We start from the raw sequence: 16,796 nt of genomic DNA on the forward strand, positions 1-16,796 counted from the left end.
TTTAGTTGTTTTTTAAAAATTCTTCAATTCCTTTGATTCCACCTTGATACAATTGGTCAAGACCTGTTGCAACAGCACCTTCCATACTTTCGTCCAACAAGTTGTAATTTGCTAACCACGTAATATTTGTTTCTGTTGGCGAAAGATTTGTTACATGGATTGTTCCTAAAACATCTTTTGTAGGCAGCATATCCTGTTCATCAATGGAATACTGAAAGACCATTGCATAATTGTCCACCGCAAGAATGGTTTCTTTTAGTACATTACCTTGAAAGGTTTTACAAATTCTTTTAGCACCTGGCTTTGCAGGTCCTTCTAATTCGCAAGTTTCAATGGCAGAAAACCATTTTTCTAAGCCGTTACCTTTTGCGATTACTTCCCATACTTTTTCAGATGGGGCATTAATTGTCATTGTTGTTACTACTGATTTCATTTTATCGTTGTTTTAAAATTTATATCAGTTATACAATGCAATAGTTGAAGTGTGACAAGAATTGTGAAAATAATCAGAATCAGTGCTGAAATAAGTCCGTCAAGATGTTCGGATGTTTGTCTGGAGGTTGGTTTTTAGGCTTACCGCTAACGGTTTCGGGCTTTGCGTTGGTGGGCTTTTGAAACCGAAAACTGTCTGCCAGCACCAAAGTTTATTAATTGCTCAAATGTTTCTATTCGCACTGTCCGCCCACTAACGCAAAACCCGTGTTAGCACTTGTAGGGGCACACAGTTGCGTCATGTCTGCGTGTCCGCTTATTTAGTATTAGCCCATTAAAGTTGGATCTTCATCAAGCACATAACCTTTGTCAATCCAAACCTGAATTGTGTGACCTCCAAAAATATCGTCATCATCAAAGTATAAGACTAGGTTACCGTCTTCAATTGGAACATTATGGTCAAATTCACCAGTCGCTGATATTTTAATAACATCGAGAAATGCTCTTTCTTTGAAATCATTTTCACTCATTTCACTTTCTCCTTCTTGAAGCCAATCATTAGCAAGAGAAGTCATTTTATTTGCAACGTGTGTTCGGATTGTCTCTATATTATCTACGACCCAATTTATGTGTTTATTTGCAATGTCCGCAATGTATTCTGCCTGGTTATTTACTTCACAATTTTCTAGGGAAATTTGGATCTGGACAGCTCGGTCGCATAATTTCACACCTGAGCTGTAAGTGCTGCTTGTCCATTTTTCGGTTTCTTCAAATTCTCTTTGAAAGTCGCCTATCGTCCATTGTCTACTCATAAATAATTTTATATGTCCGTGAATTACTCCATGTCCGCCCTATTAGTGCTAACGGTTTGCGGCTTTGCGTTGTGGCGGATTAGATGCACTAACCTGTCTATAAGCAGACTGTTTATTAAATGCACTACTGTTCATATTCGCACTTCCCCCGCCATAACGCAAAGGTGCTGTTACCTGCTGGTGTTCTTTTCATACTGTTTGTTTCAGTTTATGCTCTTCACAGTCAATTCGTAATTCTGTGTCGGCAAGTTTAGTATTAAGTAGTCCGCAAAAATGCTCCTGTCCGTTTTTGTTTGATTTGTAAAAGTGGCAAGTAAAACACATTCTCTGAATAGTAATAATTCCTGACTTGTTTAAGTGATGAATAATGTCTAACAAACTTAACAATAAATTTTCTTTGTCGGTTGAATGTAGTCTGTCAATAGGAACTTGAATTTGTTTTGCAAACAAAGATGTCTGTTCGGCTATGTCTTTGCCTTTTTTGGTTAAGTGAATTATATAGCTTCTTGTGTCGTGTTGATCATATTCTTTTTTGATGAGTTGTTTTTGTTCAAGAGTTTTGATTGTGTCGCTGATAGTTGCTTTTGTCATATTAAACTCGTCCGCCAAGTAGCTCACTTTCTTTTTTTCGTCAGAGTGATGCAATAAGAAGATTAACACTTGAACTTGAATTGGACTTAATGAAAATTCCTTGCTTTCATTCCAAAGCAATACTCTAAATGCCTGCGAAACTCTTTCAAGTGAAGCAACAATTTTACTTTCAATACTCGAATTTTGATGCTCCAAGTCAAACGCTGATTTTTTCATATTGCAATATTTTTAGCCACATAGACCCAAGCCCTTTTTCCAGAATCAAATGTTTCCAGTATTCTATGGTATTGACTTACCTCGTATTTGTCGGTTTCGATAAGTTCCTTGTCTGTAATTTCAAAAAGCATTCCTTCGATAAAATCACCGTCATCTTCTGATTTTATAGCTATTGGATGATATTCAAGTTGACTTTTAGCAAGTACATCTGAATCAGTGATTTGTATTTTTTCAATTTTATAGCTGGTCAGTCTATCTGCCTCTCCTATAAGGAGCCGACCGTAATTTTCTTGCTGAACTTTCTCTAACTGTAAAGTACCGTAAGAAAAGAGTAAGTGTATAGTTTCTTTCATTCACAATTTTCCATTTCAATGATGAAATAGCCTTTTTTGTTGATTGCTTCTTCCCAATTAGGTCTTACAGTTTCAACGTGGCAAAATCTACAATTTTTTGATGTCAAAGGTTGACCTTCTTGTCCTTTTGATTTTAAATAATCTTTACCGTAATTGTAGATTACGGTTGTGTCTTTTATGCTTTCAAGTGCAAGAATGTCAAAGTGCATAATTGCTCCGTCTTTCTTTGTTACATAGGTGTCCCAAACTGCTACTTTCATTTTATTAGGGTTTGAATTTTTTGTTTGACTACAAACTTGAAAACAGATTAATAGCAAAACAATATTTAAAAATAATTTCATTTTTTGTTTAATTAAAAATGCCCCACAAAGGTAGTTATCCTAACTTTATGGGGCAAATTATTTTAACCTTTTACGTCCGCCATTGAAGCACCAAAGTTGATGTGTAATACATTTCCGTTTGGTGTCACCAAAGCCGGAACTGATTTTACACCTGCTTTTTCTGCTTCGTTAATTCTTGATTTGTCGTTACCGAAGTGAACAACATCTACATTGTTCGCACCTAAAAGGTTAATGATGTCGTGTTCTGCACTAACGCAAACAGGACAACCTGCATGAAAGAAAACTGATTTACTCATTTTTTATGAATTTAAATTGTTATGACATTATTGTCGGTACAAATATAGTTAGGTATCCTAACTTTCCAAAATAAAAGTTTTCAACACCTCTTTTTTGTCAAAAATTATTGTCGGTTTGATTTGGGATTGTCTGTCTGTTACACTTGCAGGTAACGATTTGCAGCTACCAGAAGGGCGGGATTTTAACCACAAAATTAATTTAGAAAGATGAATGATAATTTAACCACAAATGCTTCTAACGAAGCCGAAAGCCCCGCCTTTTTGGTAGGTGCTGTTATGTGCCGTGCTGGTGATTTTGTAAAAGAAGCTGGTGGAGATTGGATAAAGGTACTTAGGGTAGAAGGAAGAAACATATACCTTGATTATGATGATGGACTGAATTGCTTAGATGTTGATGATGTCATTGAGTGGAAGCATGGCACATAACGTGTCGCAGCTACAAGAAGTTGGCGATTTCGGAGACGAAAACTGTCTGCCACCACTGAACTTGATACGAAGCACAAAGCTTCAACTAACCAATGAACCGCCAATTTCTTGTAGCTGCTGTTATAGGGCGTTTTTTCTTTCATTTGTTTCTGTTGTCCTCTGTCACACGAAACCGAAATTCTCTATCAATTTCATTTCCCTTGTCGTCAATTTGCGTAATGTAATTAGCTTTTGATTTTATTAGGTCAATACTGTCTTTTTGATAATAACTTTCAGTTCTTATAACAAGTTTGTTCGTCTTTATGCAATTATCAATATTTGATTTGTCAATTGTAATAATGCTGTCTTTCAACTTGTATGTTCCATAAAAGTAACTCTGTCCAAGTCCGCTGCCGTTTGCCATTACGTAATTTCCGTCTGTCTTAAAGTCTACTGAGAAACCATTAAAACCACCGTCATAAAAACCACTAATTAAAGTCGGTGCATTAGTCTTGCTGTCTTGGTAATAGAATAAGCCAATGTTTGTCAGGATAAATAAAAGTCCAATAAAGCTCGGCAAATAACTTATTAATTTTTTTGTAGTCTTAAACTCTTTTCTGTCTTTACGAATTGTCCAAATTAAGATTACAAGACCAATGAATGCAATTACTAACAAAATAATTCCGTCAAGAAAAAAGTCATCTTCAGCTGTCTGATACAATTTGTATGTGAACCAAGTCCCAAAAATTGTTAGCAGAATAATTCTTAATATTTTGTTGTCTCGTGTCAATTGTGTCGTCTTTTAAAATGCCCTATAACGTTCTCGCGCTACAAGCAGTTTGGGACTAAATTAAGCCCTATTTTCGGATTAGCCAAATAGTCACAAATACAAAACCAATTTCAAATTAAGCATAATACCCAAATTGCTTGTAGCGTGTGTTAGCTGTAGTTTTTTTCTCTATTCAATTCTTCTTGTTTCATTTCGTTTACAAGTTGCTCAATTTTTTCTTTAGTGAATCCCATTCTTTCTGTGTGTTTAGAGTAATAAGAATTTAATTCAGAATCAATATTTTTGGTTTGGTCAATAAAATTTCCAAAATATTTTAGCATTTCCTTACGACCTAAATCCGAGTAGCATTTTTGAATCTCAATCTTAAAATATTTATGAATTAAATAATTTCGCTTTTCAAGTACGTCCTTTAAATCATTTGTATGTTTTTCCGTTAAAGAATAGGATTTCTTTACTTCATTAATGAAATTTCCCATTGTCTTTTTTGACTTTTCAATTGCATCAATTATTTCGTTTACTTCTTTGTTTGTCTTAACCTTTTTTTTAAAAATTCTGTCAGTCCATAGCATTATGGAAAAAGTTTCTTCTAAAACTTGACTAAAATAGATTGAAAGTCCAAAATATGAGTAAATTAAGCGATGTTTTCCATTATCATCTTCAGACTCATATTCAGCTAATGCATCTTTGTAAGTATCCATATTTTAAAGAACTATACCTTTGTATTTACAAAAATCTTTAATTGCATCACAAGTTTCATAATCTTCATTTTCGATTGCGATTTCATTAACCTTCTTCAAAACCTGTATTGAAGGAACTTTTTGAAGATCTTTTAAAATAGTTAATCTTTCTTTCTTATCTTTTTTAATTCTAATTTTTGATGATATGCTTTCAGCTAATATATTTATTGCTTCATTTAGTTTATTTACTGCTAGATTATAGTTTTTTTGTGACTCTTCAAAACTGTCCATTTAAAATTTTGTTTGGTTAATTTTAATTAATTTTTTTATTATTCTTTTCTATCTTTTTACTTTTTAGCTGTTAGCTTTTAGGTCAGAGTGGCAAAATTACAGCTAACGATTTGCATGCAAGCGATGGGCGCGATACCGAAGCACTGAACTGCAAACCTATTACAAATTTATAAAAGAAATACGAACTTCCAAATTAGCGCTGAACCAGCGGCTATCGCTAGCATGCTGTTAGCGGTAGCTTTCATATCCAACCGAAGATGGTCAGTTCGAAGTTCGCACAAACTTTTCACAAAGTGAATTTGTACTCTTGATATGTATGTCAGTTCTCTCATTTACTCAGCCAAATTATTAAAAGTTTAATTGGATATGTCAGAATACCAAAAACAAAGTCTGTGGCCAAACCGATAAATGGAAGTAGAATAAAAACCCACCACTTGTATTTGAATTTTGTTGTCGTGTCTTTTGTGAGATTGTTCCAAACTAATATCATTTTGTCCTTGTAGTAAAATAGAATAAGCAAGTCCGAAAGTATCATACAACATAGTCTGATTGGCAAAGCTGCTCCGAACATACTTGTCGTGAAAGCAATGTCAATTAAAAATATTTGTCCTAAGATTGGTAGCAACATTAACGCTCCAACCAAAGCTGTTCTGTTTATTGCAATAAGAACTGCTCCGATAATCTGTGAAAGACCAACAAAAATGTCAAATGTCTTGTCTAAACTGAACAAGTGCCAAGCTAAATGAAATTTATCTACATCCTTTAGCGGCATATTTAAAATCTCAACACTACGATGACCGAATTGATCTCCTGTCAATTTACTAAAACCGTATTCCGCCATGTAGTATGCCAAATACCACCTAAGTGTCAGAATTGCGAAGTCGAAGATTTGTTCTCTCGTCAGTTTCAAAATGGTCTTGTCTTTGTTTGTTTAAAGTCAGTCTGTTTTATGTTTGCAATGTCGTCCGAAAGTTACCGCTAACGATTTGCGTGCAAACGAAGGCCGCGAAACCAAAGCGCTGAACTGCAAACCTAATACAAACTTAAAAGAAATATCTGAACTTTCAAATTATTGCAAACCAGCGGCTTTCGTTTGCACGCTGTTATTGCTAGTTGCCCACGACCTGGTTCAAAAAAAATATCAATTTTAAAATCACTCTCAACAGCGTGCGTTCGCCTTTGGGTCATGCTTTAAAAGTCCGTATAATTGTCTACGTTATTCGTCAAAAAGTAAAAGCATATAAACTTTATTTTGTCTACCAATAGAAATGGTTTTGATGTGCGTTGCCAAAACTTATAAAAGTCAAACGCTCTTCTCACCTACTCTTTCGTCACACAAAGGTCGTCAAACAATTCTAGAAATACACACAATGGTCATCATTTTCACGCAATGGTCGTAAAATAAATACCAATTTTTCAGACTTTTATAAGTTTTGTTCTGGTAATGGTTGAGCATGCTTTTCACCATTAAATTAATACCAAATTTGTCAAGCAAACCACCAAAAAAAGTCGGTGCGCTGCCAAAACCATTTTGTATATTTTGCAAACTGTCGAGAAGCAAAGAACTATTAAATTACCAAAATAATTGTCAAACAAATGTCAAATTAAATTAGCCCAAACGCAATGAATTTTCAATAAAAATGCTTTTACTTTTCAGTCACAGGGCAATTGGCAATAACGTTTTCCAGCTAGGCGCAGTTGCGGATTTGAAAAGCAAAACTGTCTTTACCGAAAAACTTAATTAAAAGTACAAAAGGAAATGCGCAAATGCTAGAAATTTCGCTTCAGCACCTTAATTTGCATTTGCGAACTTGCAGAAGGCCCGCAATTGCGATTAGCTGGTGTTAGCTGTTGTTTTCTGTATAAAACTGAATTTCTGCGCTTTATTTCAAAAACACCTGCCAATTGAAAAGCCAAATGAAGCTTGCGCTTTATAGCAATTTCCTAATGGTGGTATTTTATTTATAAGTACCATTGGAGCTGCCCGTATTAATAATCCATTATCATTTATAAATTGGTATCCTAGTCGGAAGGAATTACCATAATAGAAATTTGTCCTGTACTCAGGAGGGACTTTGGGATTATTTAAATCACTAGTTCCAAAAAATAAAGTGCCTCCAATTCCTGCCTCAACACTATGTTTCCCTCCAACAAAAACGTTCAGCTCTAAAGGAAAACTAAAAAACGTGTTCTGATCATATTTTCCTCCTTGCAAACCAAATCCAATATTTGTGCTAAAGTATGTGTACTTAAATTTTTTGGGTTGAAAAATTCTTTCGTAATGCAAAGAAAACAGCGTTTGTGACGTTCCTCCAACGTCAAATGTATAAGCATTCCTATCTTCTATTTTGTCAATCTCATTTTGACCATTTGTAAATATCGGAGCAAAAAGTAACAAAATTAGTCCGCAAAATTTTGAGAGAATTAAGGAATTCAAATTAATTAAATTTTTTAAGTGCGAATATTGTCTTCATTTTGAGTCTTTAAAATAACAGCTAACGTTTTGCAGCTACCCGAAGGGCGGGACTTTTACCACAAAACTCGATTTGAAAAACTAATGTTTGATTAACCTCAAAACTGTCTTTGGAAAACGAAGCCCCGCCTTTTGGGTAGGTGCTGTTATAGCCAGTTTTTCTGCGTGTCATCATAATCTACTATTTAATTCGGTCAACATATTTGCAAGTTTTTCTATGTCTTTCCACTCGTCTGGAAGATGATGCCACTTGAAAGTTGTCTGTGTATTTTCAACTCCTATTTTCAATGTGTAAAATACTCCATCAAGCATAATTCCTCCCCACTTTTCAATTTTTGGTTTAGTAGAAATTAATTTTACAAAATCAAAGATTGGTGAAATGCTTATTATTTCTGTCGTTCCGCTTTCATAAATTATTGTCGGTCCGACTGCTTGTCCAATATGCTTCAGACTTTCAATAGGGTCGTAAAATTTTGGTGCGTCAACAAGCCGCAGCCAGGTCGTTCTATGCCATTTAACGACTTGTTCATTTACTTCAAGTTGCAAATGGAAACTGTTGTCAAAAGAAGGTTCAACTAAAATTTGAATGTGAGACTGATAATGGTCAATAGTTTGTCCATTCAGCAAAAGAGTATGTGCTGATTTCATGAACTCAAACCATTTCTTATTATTATCCATCTATTTCAATTTACTCATAAATTTTAGCACCTTTAAAAATGTCTGCAAATGTTGACCAGTCTGGTTGATCAGCATTTATGTTTTGCTTTGTGTTGTCGTAATAACCTTGTATGTCTTCCGTGTAAGCACTCAACGCTTCTAAAAAGTCGGGTAATGATTTGTTTTCCCAACTTTCAGGATTGTCCAAAAAGTCCTTGCATAATAAGTCAAGAAACTTAATGAAAGTTTGTCTGTCCGTTACTTCAAAGTTGTTAAGTGTGTCGTTCATAAAATTGGCTATAACGTTTCCCGGCTAGGCGCAGTTGCGGATTTGAAAAGCAAAACTGTCTTTACCGATAAACTTTATTAAAGGTACAAAAGGAAATGCGCAAATGCTAGAAATTTCTACGCCTTTTGGCGGAACCTTAATTTGCATTTGCGAACTTGCAGATAGTCCGCAATTGCGATTAGCCGGTGTTATGGGCAGTTAATTTTTAAAACGAATTGGATATGTATAACTAAAGCCAACGTTTGTTTTTTCAGTCATTGTTTTACTAAGTGTCCACTTTCCTAATTTTTGAAAGATTGAAATAATAATTCCTTCAACTTCAGGGTCTTCAATTTGATTCGAATGAGTGACGATATGTACGCCTGTCACTTCGCCAGATTTTCTATCAATTGAAAATGTCACTTCAAGTTTTTTTCCAGAATATTTTTTAAAGAACTCTTTCTTTATGTTTTTGTAAATTCCCCTAGTAATATATTCGTTCATAGCATTCAGTCCTCCAGGGTAACGAGGTGCTCCCAAATATTTTTCATAAACATAGTTGTAAAACAATTCTGTCTGAGTTGTATGGTTGTATTTTTGTACAATTTCTGTTGCTGAAGCGCCATTTGAATAGTAAACCCATTCTCCAGTTTTTTCATCATTCGTATATTTTCCTTCTGATAATATTTTACCATAAGAAGAAAAACTTTTATAAAACCCGTTTCTAGCTGAATCTTTAGTTGTTATTTGATACTCCTCGAAAACCTTTTTGTCGGTATAATAAGTTTTAACAATCGAAGTGTCGGATTGACCGATAAGGTGTCCGTATGCTAAAAGGAATAATATGATTTGTACTAATTTCACTTCCGTTTCTTTTAATTGCCCATAACTTATATATACTCGCCATAAAATGGCGTAAATATGCCCAATATGGAAATGTTTACGCCATTGAGTGGCATTTTGTGTAAACCAAATTTAAGCCATTTTATGGAGCTTTCCATAAAAATAATTTAAACAGGAAAACAGGAATTTTTAGCCCTGATTGTAGTGAAAAGCTCCTGCACCATTGGGGCAGGACTTGAAACGAAAAGCAGGAATGAACTGAACCAAAACAGATGAACTGCCGCTCCTACAAATAATTAAAGCGTGTCGAAAGGAGACACTATTTTTTGTATGCTTTTGTTGCTTACATGGGTATAGATCTCTGTTGTTTTGCTGCTGCTATGACCTAATATTTCCTGAATGTACCGCAGATCTGTTCCGTTTTCTAATAGGTGTGTAGCATAACTGTGCCTAAGCCAATGCAAGGATACGGGTTTATTTATGTTTGTTCGTGCCAAATTTTGCTTTAATACATTTTGTAAACTTCTTGCATCGTAAGCCTGACCACGTTGTGCACCTTCAAACAAAAATAATTGTGGCTTGTAAGCCTTGTAATAGGATTGTAATAATTCAACGATCTTACTACTGAGTGGTGCTATTCTGTCTTTTCTTCCTTTACTCTGTTTTATGATTAATACCATCCTCTTTGTATCTACATGCGCTGGTGTTAATCGCAAAATTTCACCGCAACGAAGTCCGCATGCATATATGAGCGACAACATTGCCCTGTGTTTTATGTTTTGTGTCGCATCCAAAATCGATTTTATCTCTTCTTTACTCAATACATTGGGCAACAATTTCGGGTTTTTCGGTCGATGAATCAATTCAACATCCATTTTTATATTTTGCATCGTTCGATAAAATAACTTGATGGCATTCACCACCTGATTTTGATACGAGGCAGAAAACTTATTTGACAAAATATGCTTGTTGTTAAATTCGATTAAGTCATCATTGGTAATTTCCAAAATCGATTTCGTATGAAAATAAAGTAAAAATGCTTTTAAGGCTTCGGAATACGTTTTCACTGTATTCTCACTATATCTTCGCGAATGAAGCCAATTAATAAATTTTTCAATTTGTTTTAAAGTAGCATCACTTAGTTTCTTTTCCTTGTTTGTCATCTCGTCCCGATAGCTATCGGGAGTAGCCGAGAGATTTTCTTTAGCGATCGTCTCCTTCAACATACTTGCATCAATCAAAGCAATAGTATCAAAAAGGATTTTAATCTCATTCAGCATAGCTATTGAATAAGGCGCATACCACGATTTTAAACTTTTACTCCAACGAACATTCGTAATTTTTCGTACGGCTTCTCCCAACAGCTGATCATGAGGGAAATGTATTAGCACAACCTCCCCACCTCGATGAATTGATTTGTCGAGTTTAATTGTTTTCATAAAAACAGTTTGATTATTTTCCTTCTTCTTTCTTTTTTACCAAATGGAAATAGTCGTTTCCCGTTGGTGTATAACCATACTCATAACAAAAAAATAAGTTAGCCCCCTTTTTAGTGGTTTGCACATTGGTGTAAAAACTAAAATTAAAGCCTTTTTGCAAGAGCTTTGATTTGGATGTCTTGGTCGTTCCCTTTGGGATCAACTCTTCCAGAATTTTATAATTTTTACGTAATGTGGAGTTAATTACTCTGTAATAATCGCTCGTGGATTTTTTTAAACGATTATTATAACAGTTTCTGCAAATGTCCGAACAAAATTTTTTGTCGGTTCTGCCTTTAAAGGAGTCGTTACACTCCAAACAAACTTTACTCATAAAACAAATTTTTTAAAATTTGCCTGCCGGAGTAGTTGCAAGGTCTTGATTAATAATTAATAATTCGTATGTATTATTAAAATGCGGGAGTAATCGTTTTTAACGAGGCTAAAATATAAAATTTATCTGTTACAACCGTGTATACACGATTAAAATCGAATATAAACGTTTATTTACCGAATCGGGATAAAAAGCCGTTACACCTTTGCACCGTCAAAAACAAAAAACGTTACCTGCCTGCCGGCAGCAGGTTGACAAAAAACAAAACAATAATTATTAACCCGTAGCTGCAAATAAACCGCTACACAAAAAAAACAAAACACGATGAACGCATTGCGCAACAAAGTACAATTGATCGGGAACCTAGGCATGGACCCGGAAGTAAAATCCTTAGACGGAGGAAAAAAATTAGCGAAGATGAGCATCGCTACCAACGAAAATTACAAAAATGCAAAAGGTGAAAAAGTAACCGAAACACAATGGCATAATTTAATTGCTTGGGGAAAAACTGCAGAAATCATTGAGAAGTTTCTTAAAAAAGGCAGCGAAGTTGCCGTTGAAGGAAAATTAATCAATCGCAACTATACCGACAAAGAAGGCATCAAACGCTATGTGACCGAAATTGAAGTGAGCGAACTACTTATGCTCGATTCTAAAAAATAAGTGCTGTTGATTGGTGGATGATGGACAAGTCGTCTCTCTGGGAGCGGAGAGGCGACTTTTTTTTGTTTTTCCCACTTAGATGCAAAAATTATCCCTCAAAATGCAGGATATAACGCAAAATTTAGAAACAAGAAGTACATGACTAAAAATAATTATACTCTTTCTATTCCGGACGAAATCATTCTTAATAAAATTTACCTGATTAGAAACCAAAAAGTAATGATCGACATCGACCTAGCCCAATTGTATAAAGTGGAAACAAAAAGGTTAAACGAACAAGTTAGAAGGAATATCAAACGATTTCCAGAAGATTTTATGTTTCAATTAACTGAAAAAGAATTTGGAATCTTGAAGTCGCAATTTGCGACTTCAAGTTGGGGTGGGAAACGTAAATTACCATTCGTATTCACCGAACATGGAGTTTTGATGCTGTCCAGTATATTATCCAGCGACATAGCCATTAGCGTCAATATTAAAATCATGAGGGTATTCACCCAAATTCGAAACACACTCGCTAACAATGAAAAATTAAATCTTTTGATAGATGAAATTAGTAAACGAACTGAAAATAATACCAATAACATCGAACTCATATTCCAATACATTGATGAACTCACACTCAAAAAGGAGAATCAAAAACCAATAAAAAAGATTGGATTCAAAATCCCAAAAAAAAGCCTCAAGTAATATCACTTGAGGCTTTTTTCAAAATTTAATTTTTCTCTTATTCTGTTAAATCGAAATCTTCCAAAAACTTAGTAGTATAGTTTCCTTTGATGAAATTTTCATCCTTCATCAATTTTAAATGGAATGGAATCGTTGTTTTTACTCCTTCAATAACATACTCACTCAACGCTCTATGCATTTTTGCAATCGCTTCTTCACGTGTTTGTGCAACTGTAATTAACTTCGCAACCATACTATCGTAGTTTGGTGGAATTGTATAGCCTGCATAAATATGCGAATCTACTCGGATACCATGCCCACCCGGTGTATGCAACACTGTGATTTTACCCGGTGACGGACGGAAATTATTAAACGGATCTTCCGCATTGATACGACATTCAATCGCATGCAATTGTGGATAATAATTTTTTCCGGAAATAGGAACGCCTGCTGCAACCAATATTTGTTCACGAATCAAATCATAATCAATCACCTCTTCTGTAATCGGATGCTCCACCTGAATACGCGTATTCATTTCCATAAAATAGAAATTACGGTGCTTGTCTACCAAAAACTCAACCGTTCCAACACCTTCGTATTTTACTGCCAATGCTGCTTTAATAGCTGCATCTCCCATGCGTTCACGCAACTCATCTGTCATAAATGGAGATGGAGTTTCTTCCGCCAATTTTTGGTGACGTCTTTGAATCGAACAATCTCTTTCGGATAAATGACATGCTTTACCATATTGATCACCTACCACTTGAATTTCAATGTGACGTGGTTCTTCAATATATTTTTCCATATACATCGCACCATTACCAAATGCCGCTTCTGCTTCTTTACTTGCGGATTCGTAATTTGCTTTCATCTCTTCTTCTTTCCAGATGATACGCATTCCTCGTCCACCTCCACCGGCTGTGGCCTTAATAATTACCGGATACCCAACTTTCGGAGCCAACTCAATCGCTTGCTCAGCACTTTCCAACAATCCTTCTGAACCCGGCACGCAGGGAACTCCTGCAGCAATCATCGTTGCTTTTGCCGATGATTTATCTCCCATGGAGTTAATCATTTCAGGCGATGCACCAATAAATTTTATGTTGTGCTCCTGACAAATTTTTGAAAACTTTGCATTCTCTGAAAGAAAACCATATCCTGGGTGAATCGCATCTGCATTGGTAATTTCTGCTGCAGAAATAATATTCGGAATATTTAAATAGGAATCTTTACTAGGCGGTGGACCGATACAAACGGCTTCATCCGCAAACTTTACATGCAAGGAGTCTTTATCAGCAGTGGAATAAACCGCCACTGTTTTAATTCCCATTTCTTTACAGGTACGAATAATGCGCAACGCAATCTCGCCTCTGTTTGCTATTAATATCTTTTTGAACATCTCTTTTTATTTAGGTACGGACAACGAATAAAGCGAAACTACGAATCTGAATTTGCTATATAATTACTATGCGGACGCTTTTATAAACACCCACATTCGTAATTTCGTTTTTGTTTGTTATCGGTACAAGGAAATTTATAAACTAAGCCGGATCTATTAGAAATAATGGTTGATCATACTCAACTGGAGTAGCATCATTTACCAATACTTTCACAATTTTACCTTTTACTTCTGATTCAATTTCATTGAACAATTTCATTGCCTCAATAATGCAAATTACTTTGCCTGCTGCAACATCATCACCAACATTTACAAATGCCGGTTTATCAGGTGAAGATGAACGATAGAATGTTCCGATCATCGGAGATTTTACGGTGATGTATTTTGACTCATCTGCTCCTCCTGTTGCTTTCACTTCAGGTGCTTTCGTCTCAGTTACCGGTGCAATACTTTGTTGAACTACCGGAGTTTGCATCACTTGTTGAGCAACCGGTGTGGTGGATTGAACAAACACTTGCTCTTTTTTACCTGCAGGTGTTTTGATAACAATTTTTACATCTTTGGTTTCTAACTCCACCTCGCTTACGCCAGACTTCGCTACAAACTTGATCAAATCTTGAATTTCGTTCAGTTTCATTCTTATTTTATTTTAGAGATTTACTTTTAAAAAATTTACTACTAACTATACTTTTTATTGGAACGCAGATTTTTTATGATTTTCATGATAAAAAATGATTTTTTTCTTTGCGTTATGATTTCTTATGATTAATAAGCTTCGCTTATTTATTATGTTGTTTACTTTTTTAATTGCCTACTCTTTGTAATTGCTTACTGCCTAATATTAAAATTGTCTACTTACTATCGTATGCCCACTTCAAATAAATCGCTCCCCACGTAAACCCGGCTCCAAATGTTGAAAGGATAATATTATCTCCTTTTTTCATTTGCTTTTCATAATCCCATAAACACAATGGAATTGTTCCGGCTGTGGTATTGCCATATTTCTGAATGTTCAGCATCACTTTTTCAGACGTCAAACCCATCCGTTCTGCTGTTGCATCAATAATGCGTTTGTTTGCCTGATGTGGAACCAACCAAGCAACATCATCTGATTTTAAGTTGTTGCGCTCCATAATTTCTGCACTCACCTCTGCCATTCCCACAACAGCACGTTTAAATACAGGTTGTCCATCTTGAAACACAAAATGTTCGCGTGCATCAATCGTTTCATGACTTGGTGGTTTTACTGAACCACCCGCTTTTTGATGTAAATATTTTCTTCCCGATCCATCCGATTTCAAAATCGAATCTTGTAATCCAAAACCTTCGGTATTTGGTTCCAACAATACTGCACCTGCACCATCACCAAAAATAATGCACGTGGAACGATCCGTATAGTCAAGGATAGCCGACATTTTATCAGCACCTACTACCACTACTTTTTTATATTTTCCAGTTTCAATAAATTGTGCTCCGGTAGCTAATGAATAAACAAATCCGGAACAAGCTGCATTCAAATCAAAGCCCCAAGCATTGGTTGCTCCAATTTTATCGCAGACCACATTGGCTGTAGAAGGGAATACATAATCCGGAGTTACAGTTCCGATGATTAATAAGTCGATGTCCAACGCAGTGATCCCACGTTTTTTCAAAAGATCTTCAATGGCTTTCACACACATGTCGGACGTACCTAAACCTTCGCCTTTTAAAATTCTTCGTTCTTTAATTCCAGTTCGTGTTTCAATCCACTCAGAAGTAGTTGGAACTAATTTTTCCAATTCAGCATTGGACAAAACATAGTCAGGAACGTATCCGGCAACAGCCGTAATTGCAGCAGTAATTTTCATTATTGAAATGCGGATTTAATTTTAGCCGGCAAATTTGCTTCGATAATACTCTTTGTTACCAACAGCATATTTTTTACAGCCACATTATTTGAAATTCCATGTCCGATCATTACAGTGGAGTTAATCCCCAATACAGGAGTACCACCATAAATTTCGTAATTAAAACGATCGAAGTATTCGTCTTTGATTTTACGTTTCCGCATCAATGTATACATTGCTTCTGCTTGCTTCAACACTACGTTTCCGGTAAAACCATCACAAACAGTAACATCGGTTGAGTCGTTAAATAAATCACGACCTTCAATGTTACCGATAAAATTAAAATCTTTTGAATCTTTCATCAAGGCATGTGCAGCTTGCGCCACCAAGTTTCCTTTCTCGGGCTCTTCACCAATATTCAATAAAGCAACACGGGGATTTTTTATTCCATACACAAATTCAGCAAACAGGGAACCCAATACACCAAACTGATACAATACATCTGGCTTACAATCCGCGTTGGAACCCACATCCAGAATCAATCCGATGCCACCACCTTCTTTCGGAAGAATGGATGTGATGCATGGACGAATCACTCCGGGTACCGCTTTTACGCTAAACATAGAGCCAACAAGCATTGCGCCTGTGTTTCCGTTACTTGCAAAACCATCAATCTTCCCTTCTTTTAAAAGATGAAACCCAACGCTAATGCTAGAATTGGGTTTCTGACTGAATGCTTTGGTTGGGTGTTCACCCATCCCGATAATTTCTGTTGTATGAACGATGTCAAAATTTTTCTCATCCGCTCCTTCTTTTGCAAGACAAGCAATGATTTGTTCTTTATCGCCAATTAAAACCAGGCGTACATCTTTGGGTAATTCATTATAAGCTAATACTGCTCCAGACACGGTTGCATCCGGTGCATAATCACCGCCCATAATATCTAAACCAATTCTCATAAACTCTTTCGAATTACGAATGTTTA

General features: G+C 35.6%; 23 protein-coding genes. 3 read left to right on the forward strand and 20 right to left on the reverse strand.

The genetic code is table 11. The annotated features are described in order from the left end of the window. Position 1: 1 nt before the first annotated feature. The 6 genes from IPP64_16110 to IPP64_16135 form a co-directional block, all read right to left on the reverse strand. Positions 2–433, reverse strand: coding sequence for an SRPBCC family protein (locus IPP64_16110; GenBank protein MBL0330884.1), 432 nt, complete (start codon positions 431–433; stop codon positions 2–4). A gap of 325 nt (positions 434–758) precedes the next feature. Further along, positions 759–1,244, reverse strand: coding sequence for a DUF2262 domain-containing protein (locus IPP64_16115; protein MBL0330885.1), 486 nt, complete (start codon positions 1,242–1,244; stop codon positions 759–761). 189 nt (positions 1,245–1,433) lie between these two features. Further along, positions 1,434–2,051, reverse strand: a complete 618-nt coding sequence (locus tag IPP64_16120) for a winged helix-turn-helix transcriptional regulator (GenBank protein ID MBL0330886.1) — start codon at positions 2,049–2,051, stop codon at positions 1,434–1,436. Then, positions 2,048–2,404 (reverse strand): gamma-glutamylcyclotransferase, encoded by a 357-nt coding sequence (locus tag IPP64_16125; GenBank protein MBL0330887.1) that lies wholly within the window; start codon positions 2,402–2,404, stop codon positions 2,048–2,050. The genes IPP64_16120 and IPP64_16125 overlap by 4 nt, the downstream gene beginning before the upstream one ends. Continuing rightward, positions 2,401–2,664, reverse strand: coding sequence for a DUF2024 family protein (locus tag IPP64_16130; protein MBL0330888.1), 264 nt, complete (start codon positions 2,662–2,664; stop codon positions 2,401–2,403). The genes IPP64_16125 and IPP64_16130 overlap by 4 nt, the downstream gene beginning before the upstream one ends. Before the next feature lie 143 nt (positions 2,665–2,807). Beyond that, positions 2,808–3,041, reverse strand: coding sequence for a thioredoxin family protein (locus IPP64_16135; GenBank protein ID MBL0330889.1), 234 nt, complete (start codon positions 3,039–3,041; stop codon positions 2,808–2,810). Between the two features lie 207 nt (positions 3,042–3,248). Between IPP64_16135 and IPP64_16140 the strand changes: the two genes are divergently transcribed. Then, on the forward strand, positions 3,249–3,467 hold the full coding sequence (locus tag IPP64_16140) for a hypothetical protein (GenBank protein ID MBL0330890.1): 219 nt from the start codon (positions 3,249–3,251) through the stop codon (positions 3,465–3,467). Positions 3,468–3,606: 139 nt separating this feature from the next. On the opposite strand, the gene IPP64_16145 is transcribed toward IPP64_16140, so the two are convergent. From IPP64_16145 to IPP64_16190, 10 genes are all read right to left on the reverse strand, one after another. Further along, positions 3,607–4,236 (reverse strand): hypothetical protein, encoded by a 630-nt coding sequence (locus tag IPP64_16145; GenBank protein ID MBL0330891.1) that lies wholly within the window; start codon positions 4,234–4,236, stop codon positions 3,607–3,609. A gap of 149 nt (positions 4,237–4,385) precedes the next feature. Then, on the reverse strand, positions 4,386–4,934 hold the full coding sequence (locus IPP64_16150; protein MBL0330892.1) for a hypothetical protein: 549 nt from the start codon (positions 4,932–4,934) through the stop codon (positions 4,386–4,388). 3 nt (positions 4,935–4,937) lie between these two features. After that, complete coding sequence (locus tag IPP64_16155) at positions 4,938–5,204, reverse strand: hypothetical protein (protein ID MBL0330893.1); 267 nt, start codon at positions 5,202–5,204, stop codon at positions 4,938–4,940. 328 nt (positions 5,205–5,532) lie between these two features. Continuing rightward, positions 5,533–6,045, reverse strand: coding sequence for a hypothetical protein (locus tag IPP64_16160; protein ID MBL0330894.1), 513 nt, complete (start codon positions 6,043–6,045; stop codon positions 5,533–5,535). Positions 6,046–7,092: 1,047 nt separating this feature from the next. Continuing rightward, the gene (locus IPP64_16165) at positions 7,093–7,641 is read right to left on the reverse strand and encodes a hypothetical protein (protein ID MBL0330895.1); all 549 of its coding nucleotides are present in this window, start codon (positions 7,639–7,641) and stop codon (positions 7,093–7,095) included. 207 nt (positions 7,642–7,848) lie between these two features. Continuing rightward, on the reverse strand, positions 7,849–8,355 hold the full coding sequence (locus tag IPP64_16170) for a hypothetical protein (GenBank protein MBL0330896.1): 507 nt from the start codon (positions 8,353–8,355) through the stop codon (positions 7,849–7,851). A 10-nt stretch (positions 8,356–8,365) separates the two neighbouring features. Continuing rightward, the gene (locus tag IPP64_16175; GenBank protein ID MBL0330897.1) at positions 8,366–8,623 is read right to left on the reverse strand and encodes a hypothetical protein; all 258 of its coding nucleotides are present in this window, start codon (positions 8,621–8,623) and stop codon (positions 8,366–8,368) included. Positions 8,624–8,821: 198 nt separating this feature from the next. Further along, entirely contained in the window at positions 8,822–9,466 is a 645-nt protein-coding gene (locus IPP64_16180; GenBank protein ID MBL0330898.1) for a hypothetical protein, read from the reverse strand. A gap of 275 nt (positions 9,467–9,741) precedes the next feature. Next, a complete protein-coding gene (locus IPP64_16185; protein MBL0330899.1) occupies positions 9,742–10,884 on the reverse strand; it encodes a tyrosine-type recombinase/integrase in 1,143 nt (380 codons plus the stop codon). A gap of 13 nt (positions 10,885–10,897) precedes the next feature. Then, a complete protein-coding gene (locus tag IPP64_16190; GenBank protein ID MBL0330900.1) occupies positions 10,898–11,257 on the reverse strand; it encodes a hypothetical protein in 360 nt (119 codons plus the stop codon). 324 nt (positions 11,258–11,581) lie between these two features. Between IPP64_16190 and ssb the strand changes: the two genes are divergently transcribed. Both ssb and IPP64_16200 read left to right on the forward strand, forming a co-directional pair. Beyond that, the gene (gene ssb / locus IPP64_16195; protein ID MBL0330901.1) at positions 11,582–11,920 is read left to right on the forward strand and encodes a single-stranded DNA-binding protein; all 339 of its coding nucleotides are present in this window, start codon (positions 11,582–11,584) and stop codon (positions 11,918–11,920) included. Between the two features lie 138 nt (positions 11,921–12,058). Further along, positions 12,059–12,607 carry an ORF6N domain-containing protein gene (locus IPP64_16200; GenBank protein ID MBL0330902.1) on the forward strand — a complete coding sequence of 183 codons (549 nt, stop codon included), beginning with the start codon at positions 12,059–12,061 and terminating at the stop codon, positions 12,605–12,607. 37 nt (positions 12,608–12,644) lie between these two features. On the opposite strand, the gene accC is transcribed toward IPP64_16200, so the two are convergent. The 4 genes from accC to plsX all read right to left on the reverse strand — a co-directional run bounded on the left by accC (position 12,645) and on the right by plsX (position 16,770). Then, complete coding sequence (gene accC / locus IPP64_16205) at positions 12,645–13,985, reverse strand: acetyl-CoA carboxylase biotin carboxylase subunit (protein ID MBL0330903.1); 1,341 nt, start codon at positions 13,983–13,985, stop codon at positions 12,645–12,647. A gap of 142 nt (positions 13,986–14,127) precedes the next feature. Then, complete coding sequence (gene accB / locus IPP64_16210) at positions 14,128–14,622, reverse strand: acetyl-CoA carboxylase biotin carboxyl carrier protein (protein ID MBL0330904.1); 495 nt, start codon at positions 14,620–14,622, stop codon at positions 14,128–14,130. A gap of 214 nt (positions 14,623–14,836) precedes the next feature. Next, positions 14,837–15,835 carry a ketoacyl-ACP synthase III gene (locus IPP64_16215; GenBank protein MBL0330905.1) on the reverse strand — a complete coding sequence of 333 codons (999 nt, stop codon included), beginning with the start codon at positions 15,833–15,835 and terminating at the stop codon, positions 14,837–14,839. Further along, the gene (plsX, locus tag IPP64_16220; protein MBL0330906.1) at positions 15,832–16,770 is read right to left on the reverse strand and encodes a phosphate acyltransferase PlsX; all 939 of its coding nucleotides are present in this window, start codon (positions 16,768–16,770) and stop codon (positions 15,832–15,834) included. The genes IPP64_16215 and plsX overlap by 4 nt, the downstream gene beginning before the upstream one ends. Between the last annotated feature and the right edge of the window lie 26 nt (positions 16,771–16,796).

The sequence above is a fragment of the Bacteroidota bacterium genome, assembly GCA_016722565.1.
GTDB lineage: Bacteria > Bacteroidota > Bacteroidia > 2-12-FULL-35-15 > 2-12-FULL-35-15 > 2-12-FULL-35-15.

What these genes read in the sequence shown, in the direction of transcription:
- IPP64_16110 (MBL0330884.1), bottom strand. Translation starts at nt 433, where the DNA reads ATGAAATCAGTAGTAACAACAATGACAATTAATGCCCCATCTGAAAAA.
- IPP64_16115 (MBL0330885.1), bottom strand. Translation starts at nt 1,244, where the DNA reads ATGAGTAGACAATGGACGATAGGCGACTTTCAAAGAGAATTTGAAGAA.
- IPP64_16120 (MBL0330886.1), bottom strand. Translation starts at nt 2,051, where the DNA reads ATGAAAAAATCAGCGTTTGACTTGGAGCATCAAAATTCGAGTATTGAA.
- IPP64_16125 (MBL0330887.1), bottom strand. Translation starts at nt 2,404, where the DNA reads ATGAAAGAAACTATACACTTACTCTTTTCTTACGGTACTTTACAGTTA.
- IPP64_16130 (MBL0330888.1), bottom strand. Translation starts at nt 2,664, where the DNA reads ATGAAAGTAGCAGTTTGGGACACCTATGTAACAAAGAAAGACGGAGCA.
- IPP64_16135 (MBL0330889.1), bottom strand. Translation starts at nt 3,041, where the DNA reads ATGAGTAAATCAGTTTTCTTTCATGCAGGTTGTCCTGTTTGCGTTAGT.
- IPP64_16140 (MBL0330890.1), top strand. Translation starts at nt 3,249, where the DNA reads ATGAATGATAATTTAACCACAAATGCTTCTAACGAAGCCGAAAGCCCC.
- IPP64_16150 (MBL0330892.1), bottom strand. Translation starts at nt 4,934, where the DNA reads ATGGATACTTACAAAGATGCATTAGCTGAATATGAGTCTGAAGATGAT.
- IPP64_16155 (MBL0330893.1), bottom strand. Translation starts at nt 5,204, where the DNA reads ATGGACAGTTTTGAAGAGTCACAAAAAAACTATAATCTAGCAGTAAAT.
- IPP64_16160 (MBL0330894.1), bottom strand. Translation starts at nt 6,045, where the DNA reads ATGGCGGAATACGGTTTTAGTAAATTGACAGGAGATCAATTCGGTCAT.
- IPP64_16170 (MBL0330896.1), bottom strand. Translation starts at nt 8,355, where the DNA reads ATGGATAATAATAAGAAATGGTTTGAGTTCATGAAATCAGCACATACT.
- IPP64_16175 (MBL0330897.1), bottom strand. Translation starts at nt 8,623, where the DNA reads ATGAACGACACACTTAACAACTTTGAAGTAACGGACAGACAAACTTTC.
- IPP64_16185 (MBL0330899.1), bottom strand. Translation starts at nt 10,884, where the DNA reads ATGAAAACAATTAAACTCGACAAATCAATTCATCGAGGTGGGGAGGTT.
- IPP64_16190 (MBL0330900.1), bottom strand. Translation starts at nt 11,257, where the DNA reads ATGAGTAAAGTTTGTTTGGAGTGTAACGACTCCTTTAAAGGCAGAACC.
- ssb (MBL0330901.1), top strand. Translation starts at nt 11,582, where the DNA reads ATGAACGCATTGCGCAACAAAGTACAATTGATCGGGAACCTAGGCATG.
- IPP64_16200 (MBL0330902.1), top strand. Translation starts at nt 12,059, where the DNA reads ATGACTAAAAATAATTATACTCTTTCTATTCCGGACGAAATCATTCTT.
- accC (MBL0330903.1), bottom strand. Translation starts at nt 13,985, where the DNA reads ATGTTCAAAAAGATATTAATAGCAAACAGAGGCGAGATTGCGTTGCGC.
- accB (MBL0330904.1), bottom strand. Translation starts at nt 14,622, where the DNA reads ATGAAACTGAACGAAATTCAAGATTTGATCAAGTTTGTAGCGAAGTCT.
- plsX (MBL0330906.1), bottom strand. Translation starts at nt 16,770, where the DNA reads ATGAGAATTGGTTTAGATATTATGGGCGGTGATTATGCACCGGATGCA.